The 21,787-nt window shown below is 58.4% G+C and carries 25 protein-coding genes and 1 pseudogene; 12 read left to right on the top strand and 14 right to left on the bottom strand.

Annotated elements, in window-relative coordinates; genetic code table 11:
* Positions 1-199: 199 nt before the first annotated feature.
* The 3 genes from sodB to FEZ62_RS11510 form a co-directional block, all read right to left on the bottom strand.
* Positions 200-781, bottom strand: a complete 582-nt coding sequence (sodB, locus tag FEZ62_RS11520; RefSeq protein WP_069897824.1) for a superoxide dismutase [Fe] — start codon at positions 779-781, stop codon at positions 200-202.
* A 186-nt stretch (positions 782-967) separates the two neighbouring features.
* On the bottom strand, positions 968-1,573 hold the full coding sequence (locus FEZ62_RS11515; RefSeq protein WP_172927735.1) for a LysE/ArgO family amino acid transporter: 606 nt from the start codon (positions 1,571-1,573) through the stop codon (positions 968-970).
* A 2-nt stretch (positions 1,574-1,575) separates the two neighbouring features.
* Positions 1,576-1,974, bottom strand: a complete 399-nt coding sequence (locus FEZ62_RS11510; RefSeq protein WP_150548552.1) for an ACT domain-containing protein — start codon at positions 1,972-1,974, stop codon at positions 1,576-1,578.
* A 109-nt stretch (positions 1,975-2,083) separates the two neighbouring features.
* Between FEZ62_RS11510 and FEZ62_RS11505 the strand changes: the two genes are divergently transcribed.
* Positions 2,084-2,974: a LysR family transcriptional regulator ArgP gene (locus tag FEZ62_RS11505; protein ID WP_150548553.1), complete on the top strand. Its 891-nt coding sequence runs from the start codon at positions 2,084-2,086 to the stop codon at positions 2,972-2,974.
* Between the two features lie 78 nt (positions 2,975-3,052).
* Here FEZ62_RS11505 and FEZ62_RS11500 read toward each other — a convergent pair whose 3' ends face one another.
* The gene (locus FEZ62_RS11500) at positions 3,053-4,399 is read right to left on the bottom strand and encodes an NAD(P)/FAD-dependent oxidoreductase (RefSeq protein WP_172927734.1); all 1,347 of its coding nucleotides are present in this window, start codon (positions 4,397-4,399) and stop codon (positions 3,053-3,055) included.
* Between the two features lie 284 nt (positions 4,400-4,683).
* On the opposite strand from FEZ62_RS11500, the gene FEZ62_RS11495 reads away from it, so the two are divergent.
* Entirely contained in the window at positions 4,684-5,676 is a 993-nt protein-coding gene (locus tag FEZ62_RS11495; RefSeq protein ID WP_172927733.1) for an NAD-dependent epimerase/dehydratase family protein, read from the top strand.
* Position 5,677: 1 nt separating this feature from the next.
* Here the strand turns inward: FEZ62_RS11495 and FEZ62_RS11490 are convergent, their stop codons facing one another.
* Entirely contained in the window at positions 5,678-5,968 is a 291-nt protein-coding gene (locus FEZ62_RS11490) for a hypothetical protein (protein ID WP_069897818.1), read from the bottom strand.
* A gap of 364 nt (positions 5,969-6,332) precedes the next feature.
* Here FEZ62_RS11490 and FEZ62_RS11485 point away from each other — a divergent pair, with 364 nt between their 5' ends.
* Positions 6,333-7,205 carry an ATPase gene (locus FEZ62_RS11485; RefSeq protein WP_069897817.1) on the top strand — a complete coding sequence of 291 codons (873 nt, stop codon included), beginning with the start codon at positions 6,333-6,335 and terminating at the stop codon, positions 7,203-7,205.
* 77 nt (positions 7,206-7,282) lie between these two features.
* Here the strand turns inward: FEZ62_RS11485 and FEZ62_RS11480 are convergent, their stop codons facing one another.
* The gene (locus FEZ62_RS11480; RefSeq protein ID WP_172927732.1) at positions 7,283-8,332 is read right to left on the bottom strand and encodes an alkene reductase; all 1,050 of its coding nucleotides are present in this window, start codon (positions 8,330-8,332) and stop codon (positions 7,283-7,285) included.
* A 140-nt stretch (positions 8,333-8,472) separates the two neighbouring features.
* Positions 8,473-8,784, bottom strand: coding sequence for a helix-turn-helix transcriptional regulator (locus FEZ62_RS11475; RefSeq protein ID WP_069897815.1), 312 nt, complete (start codon positions 8,782-8,784; stop codon positions 8,473-8,475).
* Positions 8,785-8,957: 173 nt separating this feature from the next.
* On the opposite strand from FEZ62_RS11475, the gene FEZ62_RS11470 reads away from it, so the two are divergent.
* Positions 8,958-9,542 carry an ACP phosphodiesterase gene (locus FEZ62_RS11470; protein WP_172927731.1) on the top strand — a complete coding sequence of 195 codons (585 nt, stop codon included), beginning with the start codon at positions 8,958-8,960 and terminating at the stop codon, positions 9,540-9,542.
* On the opposite strand, the gene FEZ62_RS11465 is transcribed toward FEZ62_RS11470, so the two are convergent.
* Both FEZ62_RS11465 and olsB read right to left on the bottom strand, forming a co-directional pair.
* Entirely contained in the window at positions 9,539-10,315 is a 777-nt protein-coding gene (locus FEZ62_RS11465) for a lysophospholipid acyltransferase family protein (RefSeq protein WP_172927730.1), read from the bottom strand. The genes FEZ62_RS11470 and FEZ62_RS11465 overlap by 4 nt on opposite strands.
* Positions 10,316-10,437: 122 nt before the next feature.
* Positions 10,438-11,184, bottom strand: coding sequence for an L-ornithine N(alpha)-acyltransferase (gene olsB / locus FEZ62_RS11460; RefSeq protein WP_069897812.1), 747 nt, complete (start codon positions 11,182-11,184; stop codon positions 10,438-10,440).
* Positions 11,185-11,342: 158 nt separating this feature from the next.
* Here olsB and FEZ62_RS11455 point away from each other — a divergent pair, with 158 nt between their 5' ends.
* From FEZ62_RS11455 to FEZ62_RS11420, 8 genes are all read left to right on the top strand, one after another.
* Positions 11,343-12,224: an acyl-CoA dehydrogenase family protein gene (locus FEZ62_RS11455; protein ID WP_172927729.1), complete on the top strand. Its 882-nt coding sequence runs from the start codon at positions 11,343-11,345 to the stop codon at positions 12,222-12,224.
* A gap of 77 nt (positions 12,225-12,301) precedes the next feature.
* A complete protein-coding gene (locus FEZ62_RS11450; protein WP_150548561.1) occupies positions 12,302-13,087 on the top strand; it encodes an MBL fold metallo-hydrolase in 786 nt (261 codons plus the stop codon).
* Between the two features lie 118 nt (positions 13,088-13,205).
* Entirely contained in the window at positions 13,206-14,327 is a 1,122-nt protein-coding gene (locus FEZ62_RS11445; RefSeq protein WP_172927728.1) for a serine hydrolase, read from the top strand.
* Entirely contained in the window at positions 14,324-14,662 is a 339-nt protein-coding gene (locus FEZ62_RS11440; RefSeq protein WP_172927727.1) for an amidase, read from the top strand. The genes FEZ62_RS11445 and FEZ62_RS11440 overlap by 4 nt, the downstream gene beginning before the upstream one ends.
* Before the next feature lie 102 nt (positions 14,663-14,764).
* On the top strand, positions 14,765-15,343 hold the full coding sequence (locus tag FEZ62_RS11435; protein ID WP_172927726.1) for a YceI family protein: 579 nt from the start codon (positions 14,765-14,767) through the stop codon (positions 15,341-15,343).
* Entirely contained in the window at positions 15,343-16,500 is a 1,158-nt protein-coding gene (locus FEZ62_RS11430) for a phosphatidylserine/phosphatidylglycerophosphate/cardiolipin synthase family protein (RefSeq protein WP_090512952.1), read from the top strand. The genes FEZ62_RS11435 and FEZ62_RS11430 overlap by 1 nt, the downstream gene beginning before the upstream one ends.
* 104 nt (positions 16,501-16,604) lie before the next feature.
* Complete coding sequence (locus FEZ62_RS11425) at positions 16,605-17,186, top strand: DJ-1/PfpI family protein (protein ID WP_069897805.1); 582 nt, start codon at positions 16,605-16,607, stop codon at positions 17,184-17,186.
* Positions 17,187-17,214: 28 nt separating this feature from the next.
* Positions 17,215-17,523, top strand: coding sequence for a ribbon-helix-helix domain-containing protein (locus tag FEZ62_RS11420; protein WP_150548565.1), 309 nt, complete (start codon positions 17,215-17,217; stop codon positions 17,521-17,523).
* Between the two features lie 83 nt (positions 17,524-17,606).
* Here the strand turns inward: FEZ62_RS11420 and tcyN are convergent, their stop codons facing one another.
* The 5 genes and pseudogenes from tcyN to FEZ62_RS11395 all read right to left on the bottom strand — a co-directional run.
* The gene (gene tcyN / locus FEZ62_RS11415; protein ID WP_150548566.1) at positions 17,607-18,380 is read right to left on the bottom strand and encodes an L-cystine ABC transporter ATP-binding protein TcyN; all 774 of its coding nucleotides are present in this window, start codon (positions 18,378-18,380) and stop codon (positions 17,607-17,609) included.
* On the bottom strand, positions 18,380-19,048 hold the full coding sequence (tcyL, locus tag FEZ62_RS11410) for a cystine ABC transporter permease (protein WP_069897802.1): 669 nt from the start codon (positions 19,046-19,048) through the stop codon (positions 18,380-18,382). Before tcyL ends, tcyN begins: the two co-directional genes overlap by 1 nt.
* Positions 19,045-19,842, bottom strand: a complete 798-nt coding sequence (gene tcyJ / locus FEZ62_RS11405; RefSeq protein ID WP_069897801.1) for a cystine ABC transporter substrate-binding protein — start codon at positions 19,840-19,842, stop codon at positions 19,045-19,047. Before tcyJ ends, tcyL begins: the two co-directional genes overlap by 4 nt.
* A 105-nt stretch (positions 19,843-19,947) precedes the next feature.
* Positions 19,948-20,943, bottom strand: a complete 996-nt coding sequence (locus FEZ62_RS11400) for a D-cysteine desulfhydrase (protein WP_172927781.1) — start codon at positions 20,941-20,943, stop codon at positions 19,948-19,950.
* A gap of 636 nt (positions 20,944-21,579) precedes the next feature.
* Positions 21,580-21,771 (bottom strand): annotated as a pseudogene (locus FEZ62_RS11395) (IS4 family transposase); the annotation flags it as partial.
* Positions 21,772-21,787 lie beyond the last annotated feature (16 nt).

Here is a 21,787-nt window from a genome sequence, read left to right as displayed (position 1 = left end):
ATAAATGTTCGGCTTAAAACGCCAGACGTTTACCCGTTGCAGCAGGGTGCAAAAATTGAATAATCCCCGTCTGCGTATCGGTTCATAGTGCCTGAGACTTGAATATAAATTTCAAACAACTGTAGGGCAGCCATGACGTCGGCAATTTTCTCCGGGCATAAAAAAGCCCGGCCTGAGCCGGGCTTCTCTGGGCTGAAACTTAGGCGGCGAAGTTTTTCGCTACGAAGTCCCAGTTAACCAGGTTCCAGAACGCTTCAACATACTTAGGACGCGCGTTGCGGTAGTCGATGTAGTAGGCGTGTTCCCACACGTCGCAAGTCAGCAGCGGGGTGTCGCCGCTGGTCAGCGGGCAGCCTGCGCCGATGGTGCTGGCCAGAGCCAGGGAACCGTCAGCCTTCTTCACCAGCCAACCCCAGCCAGAGCCGAAGGTGCCGATGGAAGTCTTGCTGAACTCTTCCTTGAACTTGTCGAACGAGCCGAAAGCCGCGTTGATCGCGTCAGCCAGTGCGCCAGTTGGAGCGCCGCCGCCGTTAGGGCTCAGGCAGTTCCAGTAGAAGGTGTGGTTCCAGATTTGTGCGGCGTTGTTGAAAACACCACCAGAAGAAGTCTTGATGATTTCTTCGAGCGACTTACCTTCAAACTCGGTACCTGGAACCATGTTGTTCAGGTTGACCACATAAGTGTTGTGGTGCTTACCGTGGTGAAAATCCAGAGTTTCCGCAGAAATGTGCGGCTCAAGAGCGTTTTTTTCGTACGGCAGGGCCGGTAATTCGAAAGCCATGATTATCTCCTAGTCAGGTCTGGGGCGATGTTCGCAAGGCCGATCACGGGCGGCCAAACAAAGCGGCGGGCGTTTTGGCGTCCCTGTGCCGCGAATCTTCGATCATAGCATCGGAAAGGGCGCATAACCACGCGACAACTGTGTGGGATAACAGTTGCATGCCCGCCAATAGCGTGCGTTTTCGCCTTATACCGGATTGAGCAGCAGTTGCAGAGCGACGGTCAGCATCATGGCGGCCACAGCCAGATCGATCAGGCGCCATGTAGTCGGGCGCGCAAGCCACGGTGCAAGCCAGGCCGCGCCAAACGCCAGGCTCATGAACCACATCATCGAGGCGCTGGCGGCGCCCAGCGCATAGGCCCCCGGCATTGGTTGCTGGGCACCCAGCGAGCCGATCAGCAATACCGTGTCTATGTACACATGCGGGTTGAGCAAGGTCACTGCCAGCGCCGCCAGAAGGACCGCCTTCAACGGCCGCGGAGTGCCCTGGCCATTTTCATCCAGCGCTTGCGGACGCCATGCGCGCAGCAGTGCCTGGCTTGCGTACCAGATTAAAAATGCCGCGCCGCCCCAGCGCGCGATGGCCATTAACGTCGGGCTTTGGCTGAGTAACGTGGCGAGCCCGAATACGCCGGCAGTCACCAGAATGGCATCACAGGCAATGCACAGCATCGCCACGGGCAAATGATGCTCGCGGCGCAGGCTCTGGGCCAGGACAAATGCGTTTTGCGACCCGATCGCCATGATCAGGCCGATGGCAACCAATATGCCGTTGCTATAGCTCTGCCACATGATTACTGCCCCTCGCTGAGTTGCTGCAACACCTGCTGTGCCCGCGCACCCTGCGCGTGATCGACAAACAGGTGGTCATGATAAAAACCGGCAATCACGTTGCAGCTGATTCCGGCATCCGCCAGCGCTTTGGCCACGGCGGCGGTGAGCCCAACAGCGGCCAACGCCGAATGCACTTCAAGGGTCAGCCAGGCGGCCACATAGTCGAAGTTCAAGCCCAGTTCTTGCGCCTGTTCACGTTCAACAATCACGGTAAGACCTTCGCTTTCACGAAAGCTGCCCAGCGGCTCGACAGCACCCAGTTGCGCGCGGCTGGCAATGCTGCAAAACACATATTCACCGGTATTGAGCAGTGGCTTCATGTGCTTTAACAGTTCGCTCAAGTCGGTGATTGCGGGCATTGCGCTAACTCCATCAGTCAGTTTCAGGGGCTTGGTTTGCTGGCTAATGTGCCGTGTCTCGATGTATAAGAGAAATTAATTATGCTGATCCTATATAAGGAAAAATGATGTGTTTGATTACAAGTTACTCGCGGCGCTGGCCGCTGTAGTCGAGCAGGGCGGTTTCGAGCGCGCCGCGCAAATGCTCGGGTTGTCGCAGTCGGCTGTATCCCAGCGCATCAAGTTGCTCGAGGCGCGTGTGGGCCAGCCGGTGTTGTTGCGCGAAACGCCTCCGCAAGCCACTGAAGTCGGTCGGCGCCTGCTCAACCATGTGCAGCAGGTGCGATTGCTTGAGCGCGATTTGCAGGCACAGGTGCCGGCGCTCAACGAGGCAGGTTTGCCGGAGCGTTTGCGCGTGGCGCTCAACGCCGACAGTCTCGCCACGTGGTGGGCGCAAGCTGTGGCGCAGTTCTGTGCGGATAACCGCGTGGTGTTCGATCTGGTTGTCGAGGATCAGGACGTCGGGCTCAAGCGCATGCGCGGCGGCGATGTGGCAGCGTGTATTTGCGCCAGCGAGCGGCCGGTTGCGGGTGCCAGAAGCGTGCTGCTTGGGGCCATGCGTTATCGCGCATTCGCCAGCCCTGAGTTTATCGCGCGTCACTTCAGTTCAGGGGTGACGGCTGAAAAACTGGCGCAGGTGCCGGCCATTGTTTTCGGCCCGGATGACTTTCTACAGCATCGTTACATGGCCGCGTTGGGCGTGAACGGCGGCTTTGTTTATCACCTGTGTCCATCCTCCGAAGGTTTTGTGCGCATGACCTGCGCAGGGCTGGGCTGGGGCCTGATGCCAGAACTGCAGGTGCAGGCCGAGTTGGCGCGTGGCGAGTTGATTGAGTTGGTGGCCGATCAGCCGATTGATGTGCCGATCTACTGGCACCACTGGCGCAACGGTGGCGAGTTGCTTGATCGACTCACCCGACGCTTGCAGCAAGTGGCTGGGATTATGTTGGTGAGTGCTTGAGACCACGGTGCGCACACGTACATTTCCCGCATAAAAAAGGCCCCTGATCACCAGGAGCCTTTGCCCTGCAACACAGGATTACATCAGGTTTTTCAGGTCGGAGCTGAACGTTGGATACGCGAACAACTGGCCCTTCAACTCGCTGCGGGTGATGTTGAAACGCATGGCCATGGCGATCAGGTTGATCAACTCCTCGCCCTGATGCCCGAGCATGTGCGCCCCTACAATCATGTCTGTGTCTTTATCGACAATCATCTTCGCCCACGCATGTTCGGCGAGCACGTTCTTGCTGGAGAACCAGCCGCTCATGTCGCTGTTGATAACCTCGAAATTCAGCTTGGCATCGATGGCCTGCTGCTCGGTCAGGCCGACACTGCTCAGCGCCGGAATGGTGTAAACCGCTGTGGGCAACACGCGATAGTCGGTCTGGTGTTGCGGGGTTTCAAGAATGTTGCGCGCAACCACCTGGCCTTCGATGGTGGCGATTGGCGACAACTGAGCGGTGCTGGCGACGGCGTCACCGGCGACCCAAACGGCTGGGTTGCTGGTTGAGCGGAAGAATTCGTCGACCTGAATCGAATAACCCTTGTGCTCGACATTGCCGGCGTTCAAGTCCAGATCGTCAATGTTGGCGACGCGCCCGGCGCCATTGACCACCGCATCGGCCGTGAGGATCAGCGACTTGCCCTGATGCTCGATATGCACGCTGAGCAGCTCACCGTCGCGCGCAATCTTCATCACTTTGACGTCGGTCATGATGCTTACGCCCAGCGCTTCGGTGGCCTTTTGCAAGGCGGCGACGGCATCAGTATCGTGGCGCGGCAGTAATTGCGGCATCGCCTCGAGAATCGTCACCTTGACCCCGGCACGCGCATAGACGTGGCTGAATTCCAGGGCGATGACGCCGCCACCGACAAAGATCACTTCCCTGGGCAACTCGGTATTGGCCAGTACATCGTCGGAGGTCATCATCAGTTCCGCGCCGGAGATTGGCAGCGGGCGGGTTTTCGAGCCGGTGGCGATGATGATGTTGCGGGCCTGCAAGACCTGACCGTTGACTTCAACTTCGTTGGGCCCGACAAACTTGGCGCTGCCGGTGAATACCGTGCCGCGCTTCTCGGCCACGCCGAGCATGGCACCCGGGATGAAGTCGATCATCTGGTCTTTGCGGCCAATCAGCTGGGTCCAGTCGATGGTTGGCGCTGAAACGCTGATGCCGTGGCCGCTGGCCTTGTTGATCTCCTCGAGTGATTTGGCCGCAGCCACCAGCACCTTTTTAGGTGTGCAGCCACGATTCGGGCAGGTCCCACCGAATTCGGCCTGCTCGATAAAGGCCAGTTTCTGGCCGGCGGCGGCAAGAATTGAAGAGGCACCGAATCCAGCATTGCCTCCGCCAATAATGATGGCGTCAAATTTCATCGTCATATCCCTATCCGATTGAATGCGTGTTGCGGGTGGTTATCGTAATAACCTTAAAAAATGCCCGGAAATTATAAGCGTCGGCCTCGCGGCGCGGCTATCGGACTGAGACTGACGGTAGTAAGACTTTGTGCTGGTTACACATGAAAATGCAGCGTTGCCAAACGGCATGCAGAGCGTGCAGAGTGGCCGGCGGGCGCTTGTCAGGTCGTAATTCTGGCGTGACAGGTCACGTAACCCGGCAGGCGGTACTGCTAGAGTGCGGCAAACAAAACAACAGGACATCACCCATGAAAATTCTGGTCACCGGTTCGAGCGGCTTTATTGGTGGGCGCTTTGCGCGATTTGCCCTCGAGCAAGGGCTTGAAGTGCGGGTCAATGGCCGTCGTCCCGAGGGCGTTGAACATTTGGTCAAACGGGGCGCCGAATTTATTCAGGGTGATTTGTCCGATCCCGAGCTGGCCTTACGCCTTTGTGAAGGCATTGATACGGTGGTGCATTGCGCGGGCGCTGTGGGTGTTTGGGGCAAGTACGAGCACTTCCATCAGGCCAACGTGGTCGTGACCGAAAACATTATCGAGGCGTGCCTGAAACGCCACGTACGGCGCCTGGTGCATTTGTCGTCGCCTTCGGTCTACTTCGACGGTCAGGCGCATGTCGGCATCAAGGAAGAACAGATTCCCAAGCGTTTCAGCGACCATTACGGCAAGACCAAGTATTTAGCCGAGCAGCAGGTTTTCGGGGCCCAGGAATTTGGCCTTGAAGTGCTGGCGCTGCGCCCGCGTTTTGTTACCGGTGCCGGTGATACCAGTATTTTTCCGCGCTTGATCAACATGCATCGCAAAGGCCGGTTGTCGATCATCGGCAATGGCCTGAACAAGGTCGATTTCACCAGTATGCAGAACCTCAACGACGCCTTGTTCAGTTGCCTGATGGCGACAGGTCCGGCGCTGGGCAAGGTCTACAACATCAGCAACGGCCAGCCGGTGCCGCTCTGGGATGTGGTCAATTACGTGATGCGCAAACTCGACATGCCCCCGGTCACCAAACATCTGCCATTTGGTCTGGCTTATAGTGCGGCGGCGCTGAACGAGGGCGTTTGCAAGTTGCTGCCGGGGCGTCCGGAACCGACCATTTTCCGCTTGGGCATGGCGGTGATGGCCAAAGACTTCTCGTTGGATATCAGCCGCGCGCAGGAGTACCTCGACTACGATCCGCAAGTCAGCGTATGGACCGCTCTCGATGAGTTCTGCCAGTGGTGGAAAGCCGTACAGCCCAAGTGAGTTAGCTGTAAACGCGCTGGCCGCGATACACCTTGTATGAGCCTGCGCTGCCGGCATCCGCCGATTCGGCCGCAAGTTTGATCGGCGGCGCAGTCGGCTTCATGGGTGTGTCACTGATATTAGCCAGATGCTCGCCGAGTTCGCGGGTTTGCGGGTCGTTCGAGGCCATGCAGGCGCTGAGCATTGCGCTCACGGCATCCGGTTGGCTAAGGCGAATATCAACCGCGAGTTCTGCGCGCAACCGGCGGCGCAGGCTTTGCATACAATCGATTACCGCTTTGTTCAGTTCCATTGGCCTTCCTGTTATTGATTATGAGTCGCGCCTGCCCATCTCGGGCGTTCGCGACCTTACAGGCCTGCATGAGTCTTACAGGTCGAAGGTTTAGCATGTCGAACAATTACCGGGTCTTGTGCCCCGCCAAAGGGGACTGCAAAGCGTGTACCACTTCACTAACCGCGGAACTGTGGGGCTTTGTACCTGTCGATTGGGCGGGTCTGTGCGCTTGTTCAGTGCATGGCGCAAAGACTTTGCGCAACACTGATGCAGCGCCGCTGAAGCGTTATACTGTGCGCCGATTGCGCAATCGCTGAGCGTCCTGCGTTCGCTGCTGTTTCAGTGGCTCCAAGCTTATCTGTGTCCTTCCAAAGGTTTAAACATGCGTAACGATGCACACGACGAAATTGATCATGTTCCCAGCCTCTCTGCCAGAGCGCGTGAGGAGGATGATTTTTCCGAGCCTGTAGCAGCACCTGCCGCACAACGCCCGGTGCATGTGCGCGGCCCTGTGCGCAGCGAGCAGAAACCGGCGTCTACCGGCCCGCTCTGGGCGCTGGTCGGTGCGCTGACCATTGCCTTCGCCGGACTTGGCTGGTGGAGTTTTCAGCAGATCAATCTGATGGAGCAGCAACTGGTCGCCACGCAGGAAAGCTTTGCGCGAATCAGCGAAGAGGCGGCAGGGCGTATTCAGGATATTTCCGGCAAGGTTGTCGCGGCCGAGTCCAGCGTGACCTCCGGCAGCGAAGCGCTGAAACTTGAGGTCAAACAACTGCAACGCAAGCTTGGCGAACTGGAAGGCCAGCAGCAGAAGGCTGTTGCTCAGCTAGCTGAACAAAACAAAGTGTTTGAGGCAGTTCAGGCCGATGTGAAATCGCAGCAGGGCGGCAGCACTAAACTTGCCGATGCATTGCAGGCATTGACCAGCGAGCAGGCAGACCTGAAGAAACAACAAGCGGATCTGGTTGCTGCTCAAGGTGACGTGAGCAAATTGCAGAGCCAGCTCAAGAGTTTGAATGGCGATGTGACTGAGTTGAAGAAAATCGGCAATCCGGGCGCTGACATTGAGCGGCTGAGCCAGGATCTGCTGGTGCTGCGCAGCGAGTTCGACAACCAGCCTGCACCAAAGGCCGCACCGGCGCCGAAAAACAACACGGCTGAATTTGATGCCTTCCGCGCCCAGATGACCCGCAGCATTACGACCTTGCAGGCGCAGATTCGCAACCTGCAGGATCAAATCGACGCCAAACGTTAAATTTATCATCGGCAATAAAAAACCGGGCTAGGCCCGGTTTTTTATTGCCGCCAGCTACCTGAGTAACGGGCTGCTGATTACATCCGTGGGTAATCGATGTAGCCGACCGGGCCAGAACCGTAGAAGGTTTCCGGGTGCGGTTCGTTGAGCGGCGCATCAGCCTGCAAGCGAGCGGGCAGATCCGGGTTGGCAATGAACGGTATACCGAAGCCGATTGCATCGGCATTGCCGGCAGCCAGCCACTCGTTGGCTTGCTCTTTGCTGAAACGCTCATTAGCGATGAACATGCCACCAAATTGCTTTTTCAGGGCCGGGGTCAGGCTGTCTTCGCCGGCCTTTTCGCGGGTGAAGATGAACGCGATGTTGCGCTTGCCCAACTCGGCGGCAACATAACCAAAGGTTTCACTGGCCTGCGAGTCGCCCATGTCATGTGAGTCGCCACGTGGCGCCAGATGCACACCTACACGGCCAGCACCCCAGACGCCAATGGCGGCATCGGTGACTTCCAGCAACAGGCGTGCACGGTTCTCAATCGAGCCACCGTAGCGATCGGTGCGCTTGTTGGTGCTGTCCTGCAGGAACTGGTCGATCAGGTAACCGTTGGCGGCGTGGATCTCGACGCCATCAAAACCGGCCGCTTTGGCGTTTTCCGCGCCCTGACGATAAGCCTCGATAACGTCTTCGATTTCTTCGGTTTCAAGTGCGCGCGGAGTCGGGTAGTCACGCATTGGACGCAGCAGGCTTACGTGGCCCTTGGCCGCGATTGCGCTCGGAGCGACTGGCGCCTGACCGTCGAGGAAGCTCGGATCGGAGATGCGCCCGACGTGCCACAGTTGCAAGACAATCTTGCCGCCATTGGCGTGCACAGCCTTGGTGATATTGCTCCAGCCACGTACCTGATCCGCGGACCAGATGCCGGGAGTGTTGGCATAGCCGACGCCCATCGGAGTGACGGCTGTCGCTTCGGTGATGATCAGGCCGGCGGACGCACGTTGCACATAGTATTCAGCCATCAGCGCATTGGGCACACGGCCTTTGTCAGCACGGGCACGGGTCAGCGGCGCCATGATGATGCGGTTGTTGAGTTCAAGGTCGCCGATTTTGATTGGATCGAACAGAGTAGGCATTGGGTAGCGCTCCATCAGGGTTATTCGTTGAGTGCAAAAAATGCTTGCGGGTTCAGTCTTGCGCGGTGCGTCAGAGCGACGCGCGTTGGTTCTATTAAGCTGGCGGCTACGCCAACAACGCTTAAGGCAGTTACAGCGAGTTAAAGGGTGTTGTTCAATTCTTCGAGAAATGCCTGAATGGCCGCCTCGTCACGCTTGAAGAAGTGCCATTGGCCAATCTTCTTGCTGGTAATCAGTCCGGCGTTTTGCAGGGTGCGCAAATGTGCCGAGACACTGGATTGCGACAGACCCGTGAGCCGGTCAATCTTGCCGGCACAAACGCCGATTTCGAGCGGGTGGTCCTGGTCTGCAAAATACGCTTCCGGGTTTTTCAGCCAGTTGAGAATGTCTCGACGTACCGGATGCGCGAGGGCTTTGATAATCTCTTGGTGGTCGATGTGTGCTGTTTGCATGTCAGGTTCCGCCGGTTGCGTATCGCTATGGGACGAACTTTATATCGGGTCGGCCCGATATACCCTTCGATTCCAGCGATAGTGATCATTGATTTCGCTGATGGAACATCGCAGCCCTGCTGCACTCAACTTCTGTCGGGCACAGTTGCCCGCTACACGGTATGAATTGGCCCATGAATTACCTCGCCCATTTGCATCTAGGTGGCACCGCGCCCGCGCAGTTGTTGGGCAGCCTGTATGGCGACTTCGTCAAAGGCCCGCTCACCGGCAAGTTCGCGCCAGATATAGAAGCCGCTATTCGTTTGCATCGGCGCATTGATGTGTTCACCGACAGCCACCCGCTGCAACTTCAGGCCTGCGCGCGTTTTTCACTGACCCGCAGGCGCTATGCCGGGATCGTGCTGGATGTATTCTTCGATCATTGCCTGGCGCAACGCTGGGCTGATTACGCCAGTGAGCCACTCGACCAGTTCACGAGCCGGGTTTACTCGGTGCTGGCCAATGAACCTGAGCTGCCGCTCAATCTGGCGCGAATAGCACCGCGTATGTCGGCGCAGGATTGGCTGGGCAGCTATGCCGACTTTGCGGTGTTGGAACAGGTGATCTACGGGCTGCAACGGCGGTTGTCGCGCCCCGAGGAATTAGCAGACGCGATGCTGGAGTTGCAGCGGTTGTATCAACCGCTGCAGGAGGATTTTCAGGCGTTTTATCCACAGCTGCAGGCGTTTGTCGCCGAGCAGCGGCGCCGTGAGGATTAAGCGGCGGCGCGTGGCTCGCAAGGTTGCGCCTGACCAAATAACGCGTCACTGACCGCCGTCTGGGTTCTGCGCGCCAGTTCATTGCGGTTGCCGCTGGCGCTGGCAATAGGCGTTAGCAACTGGATTTCGACTTCGCTGATATCGCTGCTGAACAGGCGCAACAGGTGCGAGAGCATGTCGTCATCACCAATAAACGGCGCAATCGAGTCGGGCTTGCCTTGGCGCGTGTAACGGATGGCCACCGGTTGGATATCCACGGCGCTTTCAATCGCGCTGCTCAACAGGCGGCCATGAAAGGTGCGCACGGCGCTGCCGTCGGTGGTCGTGCCTTCCGGAAAAATCAGCAAATCATGACCGCTGCCCAAGTGCCGGCCGAGCTGCTGGTTGAGCAGGGCGCTGTCACCTGACCCCCGGCGGATGAACAAGGTACCGGCTTTGCGTGCGAGCCAACCGGCAACCGGCCAGGTGCGTACTTCTGCCTTGGACAGAAACGACAGCGGGGCGATCATGCCGATCAGCGGAATATCGGTCCATGACACATGGTTGCTCAGCCAGAGCATGGGCTTTTTCGGCAATTCGCCGCGTACGCTGACGCGAAACGGCAAGGCGGCGCTGAGACGACTGAGGAACCAGCGGGTCAGGCGTTGACGCATGCTCAGCAAGTCGCGACGGCTGCAGCGCTCCATCAGGCTGACAATGGCGGCCATCAACGTGCCCAGACCAATCACGGCGAGCAGGCGCAGCAAGCGTAAATACAGGCGCAGTTTGATCATCAGGTATCCGTTGGGTTGGCTCTAGTCTGGCGGCACTTTTTACACAGTGGCGCGTCGACGCACAAGCAAACCCCTGAAAAGCACTGCAGGCGCGGCCTGTTTCAGCGGCTTGCCTTGCGCGATTACACCGCGGCCTTGAAGTGGCGGGCGTAGCGTGGGCAGAGGTCATCACGCTTGAGCAGGATGAACACATCGGCCACTTGGAACTCCTTGTCCCAGCACGGCTCGCCGCAGATTTTTGCGCCCAGACGCATATACGCCTTGAGCAGGGGCGGCATTTCAGCAATCACGTTGGCGGGCACGCTCAGCGCCGGAAGCGGCTGCTTGGGCTCGGCGCGCAGGTGTTCATTGCACAGATACCGTTCGCGCAGGCGCTGCATGATTGCGTGGGCCTGCACGCCGCCGTCCTGCATGGGAATGCTGGCGCAGCCCATCAGGTAGCTGTAAGCGCCCTCATTGAGGATTTCTGCCAACTCGCTCCAGAGCACCGCAATCGTGCCGCCGTTGCGATAACCCAATGCGACGCAGGTGCGGCCAATTTCCAGTACCGGCCCTTGCAGGTGAACCAGACCGTGCAGGCTGAATTCTTCTTCGCTGTAGAAACGGCCCAAACCGGCGGCAGCCTGATGGTCGAGCAGGCGAGTGGTGGCGACCAATTCGCCGGTATTGAGGTCGCGCACACCGATGTGTTTGCAGTGAATGTCGTAGTCGTCCATGTCCAGGCCCAACTCGGCACCTTTGAGCTTGGCGTCAAATTCAGCACTGAAAACCCGATAGCGCAGGGCTTGCGCCTCTTGCAAAGCCGCAGGGCCGCTCAGACGTTCGGCCTGCAAACGACGTGCACTGGTGTTGGCTGCTTGTTGGATCATGGTCTTTCTCCGTTAGCCGATTCGGGCAAGTGCTGACTACGTCTTGCATTCGATCATTCTTGTTGGGCAAGCTCAGGCTAGAAACTGCGAGTGTCACCACCATGAACAATTCATGATGCTTGTGTGACATCGGCCCAAATGGTTTTCGGAGGTTGTTTATGTGCTGGCAAGAATTGTTGAGTCATCAGCCACGGCTCCCTGCATACCCGTCGCTCGATCAGTGGTATGGCGCCTTGCTTGAACGGCTGCAGCAGCCGTCACCGCTGGTCCTGGTGATTCTTGGCGGGCGAGCGGCAGCCACCCCGGGCTTGGCGTTTCTCGCCGGTTATCAGGCGGCGTTGCGCGCACTTTGGCCATCTGCGCCGTGGACACTTGGCGCCTTGTGCGTGACTGAAAACAAAAGTCTGCGCCCGGCCGACATGCAATCGCGTTTGTCGTGGTTGCATGTCAATGGTCGCAAAGACTTTGTCACCGCTGGCGATGCTGCCGACTGGCTGTTGGTGGTGGCGCGTGAGGAAGGACCGGATGAAGACGCGCCCCGCGTGGCGCTGGTCGTGGTGCAAACCAGCGGGCCCGGCGTGCGTCTGGAACCGCTGCCGGCGCTACCGTTCATGCCGGATGTCAGCCATGCCCGGGTGCAACTGGAAAGCGCCCCTTGCGAGCGCCTCGCCGGTGATGGCTGGAGCGATTACGCCAAGCCGTTTCGAACTATCGAAGACCTGCACGTGCTCAGCGCCATGAGTGCCTGGCTGTATGGCGTGGGCCAGACTTGCGACTGGCCGCAGCCCTTGCAGTTGCGCTTGCTGGCATTGCTGGCGGGTTGCAGCGAGGTGTCGCGGTTGTGCGCTTCGAGTGCCGCCACGCACGTGCTGCTGGCGGGCCTGTTCGCCCAGTTCGATGCATTGCAGGCCGATATCGACGCTGCACTGGCAGCGGGACCGGCCGAGTGGGCGACGCTCTGGAGTCGCGACAAAACTGTGATGAATGTCGCAAATTCGGCGCGCGCTCAACGTTTGCATAAGGCACTCGCCTCGCTCTAGCCCGCTGGATTGATCCAGATCAGTAGTCGCATGGGTCGGACTCGCTAGAGTCGCGCGATTTTGCAGGAATAAAAATCATGCGCCGTGAGCCGATAGTGCTGTTCGAGAAAGACGGGCATAGCTGCCTGATGTTCGACGATTTGGTGAGCGGCGAGGGCGTGCAGTCCAATCAGTTCCTGATTATCGACAACGACCAATACCTGCTGCTCGACCCCGGCGGCGATTTGACTTACACCCCGCTGTCGCTGGGGTTGTCGCGGTTCATTCCGGTGCAGGACCTGACTTACATTTTTGCCTCGCATCAGGACCCGGACATCATCTCGTCGCTGGACAAATGGCTGCTGCACACGCGGGCGAAGGTCATCTGTTCCAAGTTGTGGGCGCGCTTTCTGCCGCACCTGACGGCCAATTATCTGGCCATCAACCACGGTATCTCGACCTACGACCGGATTCTCGCGTTGCCGGACCGCGGCTTGAGTTTCAACCTCGGTAAATGTCAGCTCAAGGCTGTGCCCGCGCACTTTCTGCATTCTGTGGGCAACTTTCAGTTGTACGACCCGGTCAGCAAAATCCTGTTTTCCGGCGACATGGGCGCATCGCTGGTGGATGACGCAACGCCGGTGAGCGACTTCGCCAGCCACATCTCACACATGCGCGGCTTCCATCAGCGCTATATGGCTAGCAACAAGGTGTGCCGGCTGTGGGCGGCGATGGTGCGCGAGATGGATGTGGCGATGATCGTGCCGCAACATGGCCGCCCGTTCGTTGGGCCAGAAATGATCACTGCGTTCCTCGATTGGGTCGAGACGCTGGAGTGTGGATTGGATCTGATGGGGCCAGACGATTTTCGCTTGCCGCGTTAACCCAGTAACAACCTTGACCTATCGCGCCAAATAAGCCGCATTCACGGCATATATCGCGCTATTGAGGGTCATATTTCCCGTGCTAGGGTGCAGCTTCCCTTGCTGCCGAGCTGCTGCCATGCGTATCCCGCTTTTCCCGCGACTGACTCTTGCCCTGGCCTTGGCATTGCCCTGCAGTGCTGTGTTGGCCGCTGAGCGCTGGCCTGATCCGCATTGGAGCACAGCGACCGCCAGTACCAGCGCGGCCATTACCGCGCTGGAAGACTACGCCTTTCCTGCGCGCGATGATGAGGCTCGCAAAGGTGTGCGCACCGATGCGTTGTTGGTGATCCGCGATGGCCAGATTATTTACGAGCGTTACGCCGGGCCGACCACCGCCAACACGCCACACCTGACCTGGTCGATGAGCAAAAGTCTGATGGCCAGCGTGCTCGGGGTTGCCTATGGCGAAGGGCGTTTCAAGTTAGATGCGCCCGTTGCCGCTTATTACGCGCCAATGGCTGAGCACCCGGGTATCAAGGTGGGGCACCTGTTCAACTGGGCCTCCGGCCTTGCCTGGCAGGAAGGCTATGAATACGCGCCGCTGAAATCCTCGGTGGTCGCCATGTTGTACACCCGTGGGCGAACCGACATGGCCGCGTTCGCCGCGCAAACCCCGGCGGATGCCGAGCCGGGCCAGCGGTTTCGTTATTCCAGTGGCGACAGCAATATTCTCGCGGCGGCGCTGAAAAATATCGTCGGCGTCAAAGCCTATGCCGATTACCCGTGGACGGCGCTGTTCGAGCCGCTGGGAATCACCTCGGCCGTTTGGGAAACAGATACATCGGGCACCTTCGTGGGGTCTTCCTATGCCTACATGACGGCCCGCGATCTGGCCCGTGTCGGCTTGCTGATGGAGCGCCGCGGGCGTTGGCATGATCAGCAATTGCTGCCCGATGCCTGGGTAACTTTCAACCTGACGCCGTTTGCCGATTATCAAGCCGACGCTGAAAAGCCCGATGGCGCCGTGCCTGGTGCCCAGTGGTGGCTCAACAGCGCCGCGCCAAGCGGCAGCAAACCGTGGCCGGACGCACCAGACGATACCTTTGCCGCGCTCGGCCATTGGGGGCAGGGGATGTATGTGATGCCAGAGGAAAAGTTGGTCGTGGTGCGCTATGGCGATGACCGCGATGGCAGTTTCAAACACAACGAGTTGCTTAAACGTGTCACCGCCGCCTTTGGGCCAGGAGTCAAACCATGATCCGTCGTCATCCATGGTTGTCGATTTTGGCTGTGCTGGTGCTTATCGCGCTTGGCTGGGGCTGGACTAATCGCGCTGATCTGCAGGCGTTTCCGAGCATTATCGGGGCCTACTCGGCCAAGGAATATTGCTCGTGCCGCTATGTGATGAATAATCCGCCGAACTACTGCGAAGGCTACATCAAACAGTACATTCCGCTGAGCGAACTGCTAGATGATCAGGCCAGCAAGCGCGTGACTGCACGCGGGCTGGGCAGCACTCAAACAGCGCAATGGCAAGGGCCGCGTCAAGGTTGCCAATTGCTCGCGCAACCCGCTGCTACACCCGAGAGTTAATATTTCACGGCGTTAACATTGCAGGGCTAAGCTCAAGTGACTTTGCAACGGGCACGCAGGCGGCTATCTTGAGGCTTGGAGTGCCATGCCCAAGGGATATTTATGCAACTGCTACGCGTTTTACTGCTGCTTGCCTGCAGTGTTGCCTTACCCGCTCACGCCAACTGGTATCTGGACAACGAGTCTTCGCGGATCGCGTTCGTCTCGACCAAGAACCAAAGCGTTGCCGAGCCTCAGCGCTTTCTCAAACTGCACGGTAACGTCGATAAGCAAGGCAAGGTGCAGATGCGTGTCGAGCTGGAGTCGATTGCCAGCGGCATTCCTTTGCGCGATGAGCGCATGCGCTCGATGCTGTTCGAGATAGATAAATATCCCGAGGCGACCATCGAGGCGCAAATCGACCTTGACCAACTGGCCACGCTGGCGCCGGGTGCGCAGCTGGAAATCCAGCAGCCCATGCAGCTCAACCTGCACGGCAAACAGCAACAGTACAGCGCCGAGTTGTTGATTACCCGGCTGGACTACCACCGTTTCCAGGCCGTGACGCTGAGCCCGCTGATTCTCAATATTGATGACTTTGCCTTGTCCCCGGGGCTTGAGGCCTTGCGCAACGCGGCCGGATTGAAGTCGATAAGCCCGGCGGTGCCGGTCAGTGTTGTCTTGATCTTCAGTCAACGCTGATGCCCGGTACAGTATTTGGCTGGCGCAGCGCTAACCGGTTCAACCTGCTAAACGATGGCCCGCAATTTTTCCCGCGCATGATCGCGGCAATCGATGCCGCGCAGCAGCAAGTGGAACTTGAGTTGTACCTGATCGAGAGCGGGCGCTGCGTCGAGTTGCTGGTTGCCAGCCTGTGTGCGGCCGCTCAACGCGGGGTGCAGGTGCGCTGCCTGTTCGACGATTACGGCGCGCAGGCATTGCATGCCAATGAACGCAAGCGCCTGAGCGATTGTGGCGTGCAGATACGCTGCTACAACCCGCTGCGTTGGCGTCACGGTATCCGCAACTTTTATCGTGACCACCGCAAGCTGTTGCTGGTCGACGCCAACGTTGCCTTCACCGGCGGTACGGGCGCTACCGATGAGTTCTGGGTGCCGGATGACGCGCAAAGCCCGTGGCATGAAGTCATGGTCGAAATCAGCGGCCCATTGGTGGCGGACTGGCAATCACTGTTTGAGCATCAGTGGCGCGCCAGCGTGGCCAAACTGAGCTGGATGCTGCGGCCCAGCAAACGCATCAAACAACCGCCAATACCGCCCGACTCGGGTGATGGCCATGGCCGTGTGGCTTACGCCGATGCACGCCAGCATCGCGATATTCTGCAAGCACTGGTCCGCGCGGTGAGCAATGCCGAGCAGCGGGTGTGGCTGGCCACGCCGTATTTTCTGCCAACCTGGAAGGTGCGCCGGGCGCTGCGTAAAGCTGCCTCGCGGGGCATAGACGTGCGCCTGCTGTTGAGCGGGCGCAACACCGATCATCCCTCGGTACGCTACGCCGGCCAGCGTTATTACCCGCGTCTGCTGCGCTCCGGGATCAAGATATTCGAGTACCAGCCACGCTTTTTGCACCTGAAAATGGTGCTGGTCGATCAATGGGTCAGCCTCGGTTCATGTAACTTCGACCACTGGAATATGCGCTTCAATCTGGATGCCAATCTGGAGGCCCTCGATTCGCGGCTTACTCAGCAGGTCGAACAATGTTTCATCGACGATTTCAGCCAGAGCCTGCAAGTGACCCACGAACTCTGGCAACAACGCCCATGGTGGAGCCGCCTGCAGCAGCGGTTGTGGGGCTGGCTCGACCGGGTTGTGGTCAATCTGCTCGACAGGCGCCGCTAAACGGCATGTTCAATTGCGCCGTTTAACGTAGTCGCGGGCTATTACCCGGCTACGCTTTAGCGGGGCAATACTTCTCTAAACCCAACCCCTGTGAGGAGAAAACCATGGCTGCGAAAAAGATTCTGATGCTGGTCGGTGACTACGTGGAAGACTACGAAGTGATGGTGCCTTTTCAGGCGCTGCAGATGGTCGGCCACACCGTACACGCTGTTTGCCCGGATAAAACCAGTGGCCAGTTCGTGCGCACCGCCATCCACGACTTTGAAGGTGACCAGACCTACAGCGAAAAGCCTGGCCACAACTTCGTGCTCAACTTCGACTTTGCCAAGGTCAAGGCCGAAGACTACGACGCGCTGGTGGTTCCCGGTGGCCGCTCGCCCGAGTACCTGCGGTTGAATGCGGATGTGCTGGCGCTGGTCAAGGCTTTGGCTGCTGCGGGCAAGCCGATTGCGGCTGTGTGCCACGGCGCGCAATTGCTCGCGGCTGCCGGTGTGCTTGAAGGGCGTGCGTGCAGTGCTTATCCGGCGTGTGCGCCAGAAGTACGTCTGGCCGGTGGCGAGTTCATCGACATTGCCGCCGATGAGGCGCATGTCGAAGGTAATCTGGCGTCGGCGCCAGCTTGGCCTGCGCATCCGAAATGGCTCGCTGGCTTCTTGCAATTGCTTGGCACCGAAATCAAGCTGTAACCAGAAACCGCAGACGCTGAGGTGATTTATGTGTGAGCTGTACGTTAAGGCCGACCCGATTCTGTACGAGTCGCGCTCGCGCTCGTTGCGTATTTGCGGCGTGGTCACCACTTTGCGCCTGGAAAACCAGTTCTGGGACATTCTGCGCGAAATCGCTGAAATTGACGGCATGACCACCAATCAGCTGATCACCAAGCTGTATGAGGAGGTTATGGATTACCGTGGCGAAGTGGTTAATTTTGCCTCGTTCCTGCGCGTCAGTTGCAGCCGTTATCTGGCGCAGCGGCGTGCGCCCACCACTGGCCTGAGCGTGGTGCAGGCGCGGGCCAATGCATAAGCGTTGAGCGGGCGGAAGTTTTGCAGCGTTATAAAAAAGACCGGCTGAGGCCGGTCTTTTTCTGCGCGTTGTTCAGGCAGGCATCAGAAGTCCGCGGAATTTTGCGGTGCGCCATCGCTGATGAACTTGCTGAGGAACTGGCGCGTGCGCTCTTCCTTGGGCGCGCCAAACAGGCTCTTGGCATCGCCCTGTTCGACGATGACACCCTTGTCGATAAAGATTGCCCGATTGGCCACATCACGGGCAAAGCTCATCTCGTGAGTGACAATCACCATGGTTCGCTGCTCTTGCGCTAATGCCCGAATCGTTGAGAGCACTTCGCCGACCAGCTCCGGGTCGAGCGCCGAGGTCGGCTCGTCAAACAGGATCACATCTGGCTGCATGGCCAACGCCCGGGCAATGGCGACGCGCTGTTGCTGGCCGCCGGACAAACGTTTCGGGTAGGCGTTTTCCTTACCCGCCAGACCGACTTTGGCAAGCAGGGCAATGGCGCGCTCAGTCACGGTTGCCAGCGGTTCCTTCTTGACGATCAGCGGCCCTTCAATCACGTTTTCCAGCGCAGTGCGGTGGGGGAAAAGATTGAAGTTCTGGAACACAAAACCGACGTGCTGGCGCAGTTTACGAATCTTGCTTTGCTGCTTGCCCAGCGGCTTGCTGCTGTCGATTTCGATGTCGCCGACCTTGATGGTGCCACCGTCCGGGGTTTCAAGCAGATTGAGGCAACGCAGCAGGGTGGTTTTGCCCGAACCGCTGGGGCCGATGATGGCGACAATTTCGCCTGCCTTCACCTCAAGATCGATGCCCTTGAGTACGGTTTGGCCATTGAATTGTTTGGTCAGGTTACGCACGGAAATCATCAGGAGTCCTGCTCGTGTCGGTTAACGCGCGCCTCAAGGCGGCTCTGAAAGTGCGACAGTAAAGTCGCCAGAATCCAGTAAATAAATGCCGCAGCCAGGTACATGGTGAAGATCTCGTAGGTGCGCGCCGTAATCAGCTGCGCCTGACGAAACAGCTCTGGCACCTGAATAGTCGCGGCCAGCGCCGTGTCTTTAACCAGCGAGATAAAGCTGTTGCCCAGCGGCGGCAGAGCGGTGCGCATTGCTTGCGGCAGAATCGAGCGGCGCAGTGTCTGCATCCGGTTCATGCCGATACTGGCTGCTGCCTCCCATTGGCCACGGTCGATCGAGGAGATCGCGGCGCGGAGAATTTCCGAAGTGTAGGCGGCCATGTTCAGCGAGAAGCCGACCAGTGCCGAAAGCAGCGGGCTCAGCTGGATACCGACCTGCGGCAACCCGTAGTAGATGATGAACAGTTGCACCAGCAAAGGCGTGCCGCGAAAGAACGAGACGTAGATGCGCGAGAGCCAGTTCAGCACCTTGAAGCGCGAGAGGCGCATCAAGGCGAACATGAAACCCAGCAGCAATCCAAAGAACATCCCGCCAATACTCAGGACAACCGTGTACATGGCGCCCTTGAGCAGGTAAGGCGCCGAGTCCATCGCAAGCTGTAGGCTTTCTTCGATCATTGGGTGACGTCAGACTTGAACCATTTTTCGGAAATAGCCTTGAGGCTGCCGTCTGCGCGCATCTCGGCCATGGCCTTGTCGATCGCGGCGAGCAGTTCCGGGTCGCCTTTGCGCATGGCAACTGCAGACTCCTGACGTGAGAACGGCTCACCGGCCACGGCCATCTTGCCCGAGGTTTTTTCAACCATTTCGAAGGCTGCCAGACGATCCACCAGAATCACATCCAGACGGCCAACCATCAGGTCCTGAAACTTGGTCGGGTCATCGTCGTAGGTTTTGATGTCGGCTTGCGGCACATTCTCTTTCAGCCAGGTCTCGTAAGCGGTGCCCAGACCCACACCGACGCGCTTACCGGCCAGATCAGCGGGTTGCTTGATGCTGTCGGCCTCACCTTTACGGGTCAGTGCCTGAATGCCGGATACGGTGTATGGCGTCGAGAAATCATATTTCTTCTTGCGCTCGTCGGTGATGGTCACCTGATTGATCACCACATCCAGACGTTTGGATTCGAGGGCGGCGAGAATGCCATCCCACTTGGTCGGTTGAAACGCAGCTTCAACCCCAAGCTTGGCCGCAAGCGCTTTGGCGAAGTCCACTTCGAAGCCGGTCAGTTTGCCATCCGCATCCTGAAAGTTGAACGGCGGGTAAGTGCCCTCAAGGCCAATCTGGATTTTCCCGGTGCTCTTGATGTGCTCAAGCAGCTCGGCGGCATAAGTGCTGCTGATCATGCTGGAGCCGAGAATCAGGCCCAGGCTGGTGATCAGGAAATGGCGACGCAAAGTAGCTAGCTTCATAGTGTCACTCGCTTAGGCTGGTGTGCCCGCAGCTTGGCTGCGAGGGGTGGTACAAAATAATCAGAAGTCGTCCATACGACCAATGAACGGTATTAATAGCCGCTATCAACCTGCGGCAGGGTGATACGCGAACAAGGCCGGCGAGCCTCCGGTGTGAAGGAACAGCACTGGCCCTGCTGCAAACTGTTGCTTGGCAATGCCGTCAAGCAAACCGGCGAAGGCTTTGCCGGTGTAAACCGGGTCCAGCAGCAGGCCTTCGGTGGCTGCAAGCAAACTGATTGCTTGCAGTGTAGCTGCATTGGGCTCGCCATAACGTGGAGCGAAATAGCCATCCCAAAGTTCAATTTGCAGGGCATCCGGCACCGCGATATTCAGCAGTTCTGCCGTGCGTTGCAGCAAACCTTCAACCTTGGGGCGCTGCGCAGCGTCGGTGCGTGAAACGGTGACTCCAACCACGCGAGTACCGGGTAAAGCGTATTCGAGTGCGAGCGCCAGGCCGCTGTGCGTGCCGGCCGAACCCGAGGCCAGAACCACTGCCGAGAACTGCTCGCCGGTGAGTTTGATCTGCTCGGCAAGCTCAAGGCCGGCGCGGACGTAGCCCAGTGCGCCGAGCGCGTTGGAGCCGCCAATCGGCACGATGTAGGGTTTGCGTCCGTTCGCGCGCAAACGATCGGCGGCTTCTTGCAGTTGCTCATCGGCGTTGTCGAGGTTAGCGACGTGTTCAACTTCACAGGTAAACAGGTCGAGCAACAGGCGGTTGCCGTTGCTCTGATAGTTGTGGTCGCGGCTGGCAATCGGGTTCTCCAGCAGCGCCAGGCATTTGAGGCCGAGGCGTGCTGCGATGGCGGCGGTTTGGCGTACGTGATTGGACTGGATCGCCCCTGCCGTTACCAGTGTATCGGCGTTTTGTGCCAAGGCATCGGCTGCCAAAAACTCAAGTTTGCGAACCTTGTTGCCACCCAGGGCGAACGGGGTGATGTCGTCGCGCTTAACCCAGACATCGGTGCCCAGCTGGCTCGAAAGGCGTTCGAGTTTCTCCAGTGGCGTTGGGGTGTTAACCAATGGCAGGCGCGTGAATTTCGAAAGGGCAGTGCTGAGCATCATCAGAATTCTGTGCAGGTTTAAAGATTCAACTCTAGCCCAAGACCTGACTGCGCAAAGGATTGCTGTTGGATCGTGAGATATTGAGTTGGCGTGGGCCATTATTATGACAGGCTGGAGTTGGCGTTTTGGATGCAGGTGCGGCAGCCCGAGCGGGTTGCTGGGCAGGCCAGAGGTGCAGCAGGTTTTAGGTGCCCGAATTCATTGCGCACGATTCGCCAATTTGGCGAAGGGCAATGTCAGGCGCACAGGGTTAAACCGAGTGATTGAATAGGGTCAGCGTCCTTGCCGATGTAGCTGTCTGCGGAGGCGCTTTCGAGCATGAGCTCTGTGTTGCGCCGCCGAGAAGAAACTGGGGAGCGGGATGTAAACCAAGCCTGCATCGAGCGCAGCCAAGTCCCACAAGAACCAGTCTAAGCCGTTATCAAGTGCCAGTGCAACGCGTTTTGTCCGCGAATGTCCGCACGCGTTTGCTGTGCTCGCCGACACGCTTGAGCAATTGGCGGCAGGTCACACTCTGGTCACGGCTGTTCAGTGCGGCCCGTGAACCTTGCGATTTGATGGGTTGGAAAAGGGCTGCGCAGGTCGCCTCAAATGCTCAGAAATGCGAAAGCCCGGCATTGGGCCTAATGCTGTTCACTTAAGCGGAGCAGCCTTACGGTCAACTGGATACCGGGTTTTGGAAATCTTCACCGTCCTTGGTCTACCTGGCCTTGGACGGTGATCCAAAAACAACCCCGCGACACCTCCTCGTAACTCTGCTAATCGTCTGCCCGTTGCTGATACCGGATTGGCCGCCGCCACGAGGATCAACTGTTGTGCGATGTACTAGTAGGCGAGCTTG

Source organism: Pseudomonas sp. MS19 (assembly GCF_013277615.1).
In the GTDB taxonomy this organism is placed as follows: Bacteria; Pseudomonadota; Gammaproteobacteria; order Pseudomonadales; family Pseudomonadaceae; genus Aquipseudomonas; species Aquipseudomonas marincola.
The sequence above is the reverse complement of the archived record's forward strand: the minus strand, read 5'-3'. Positions and strand labels throughout refer to the sequence as shown.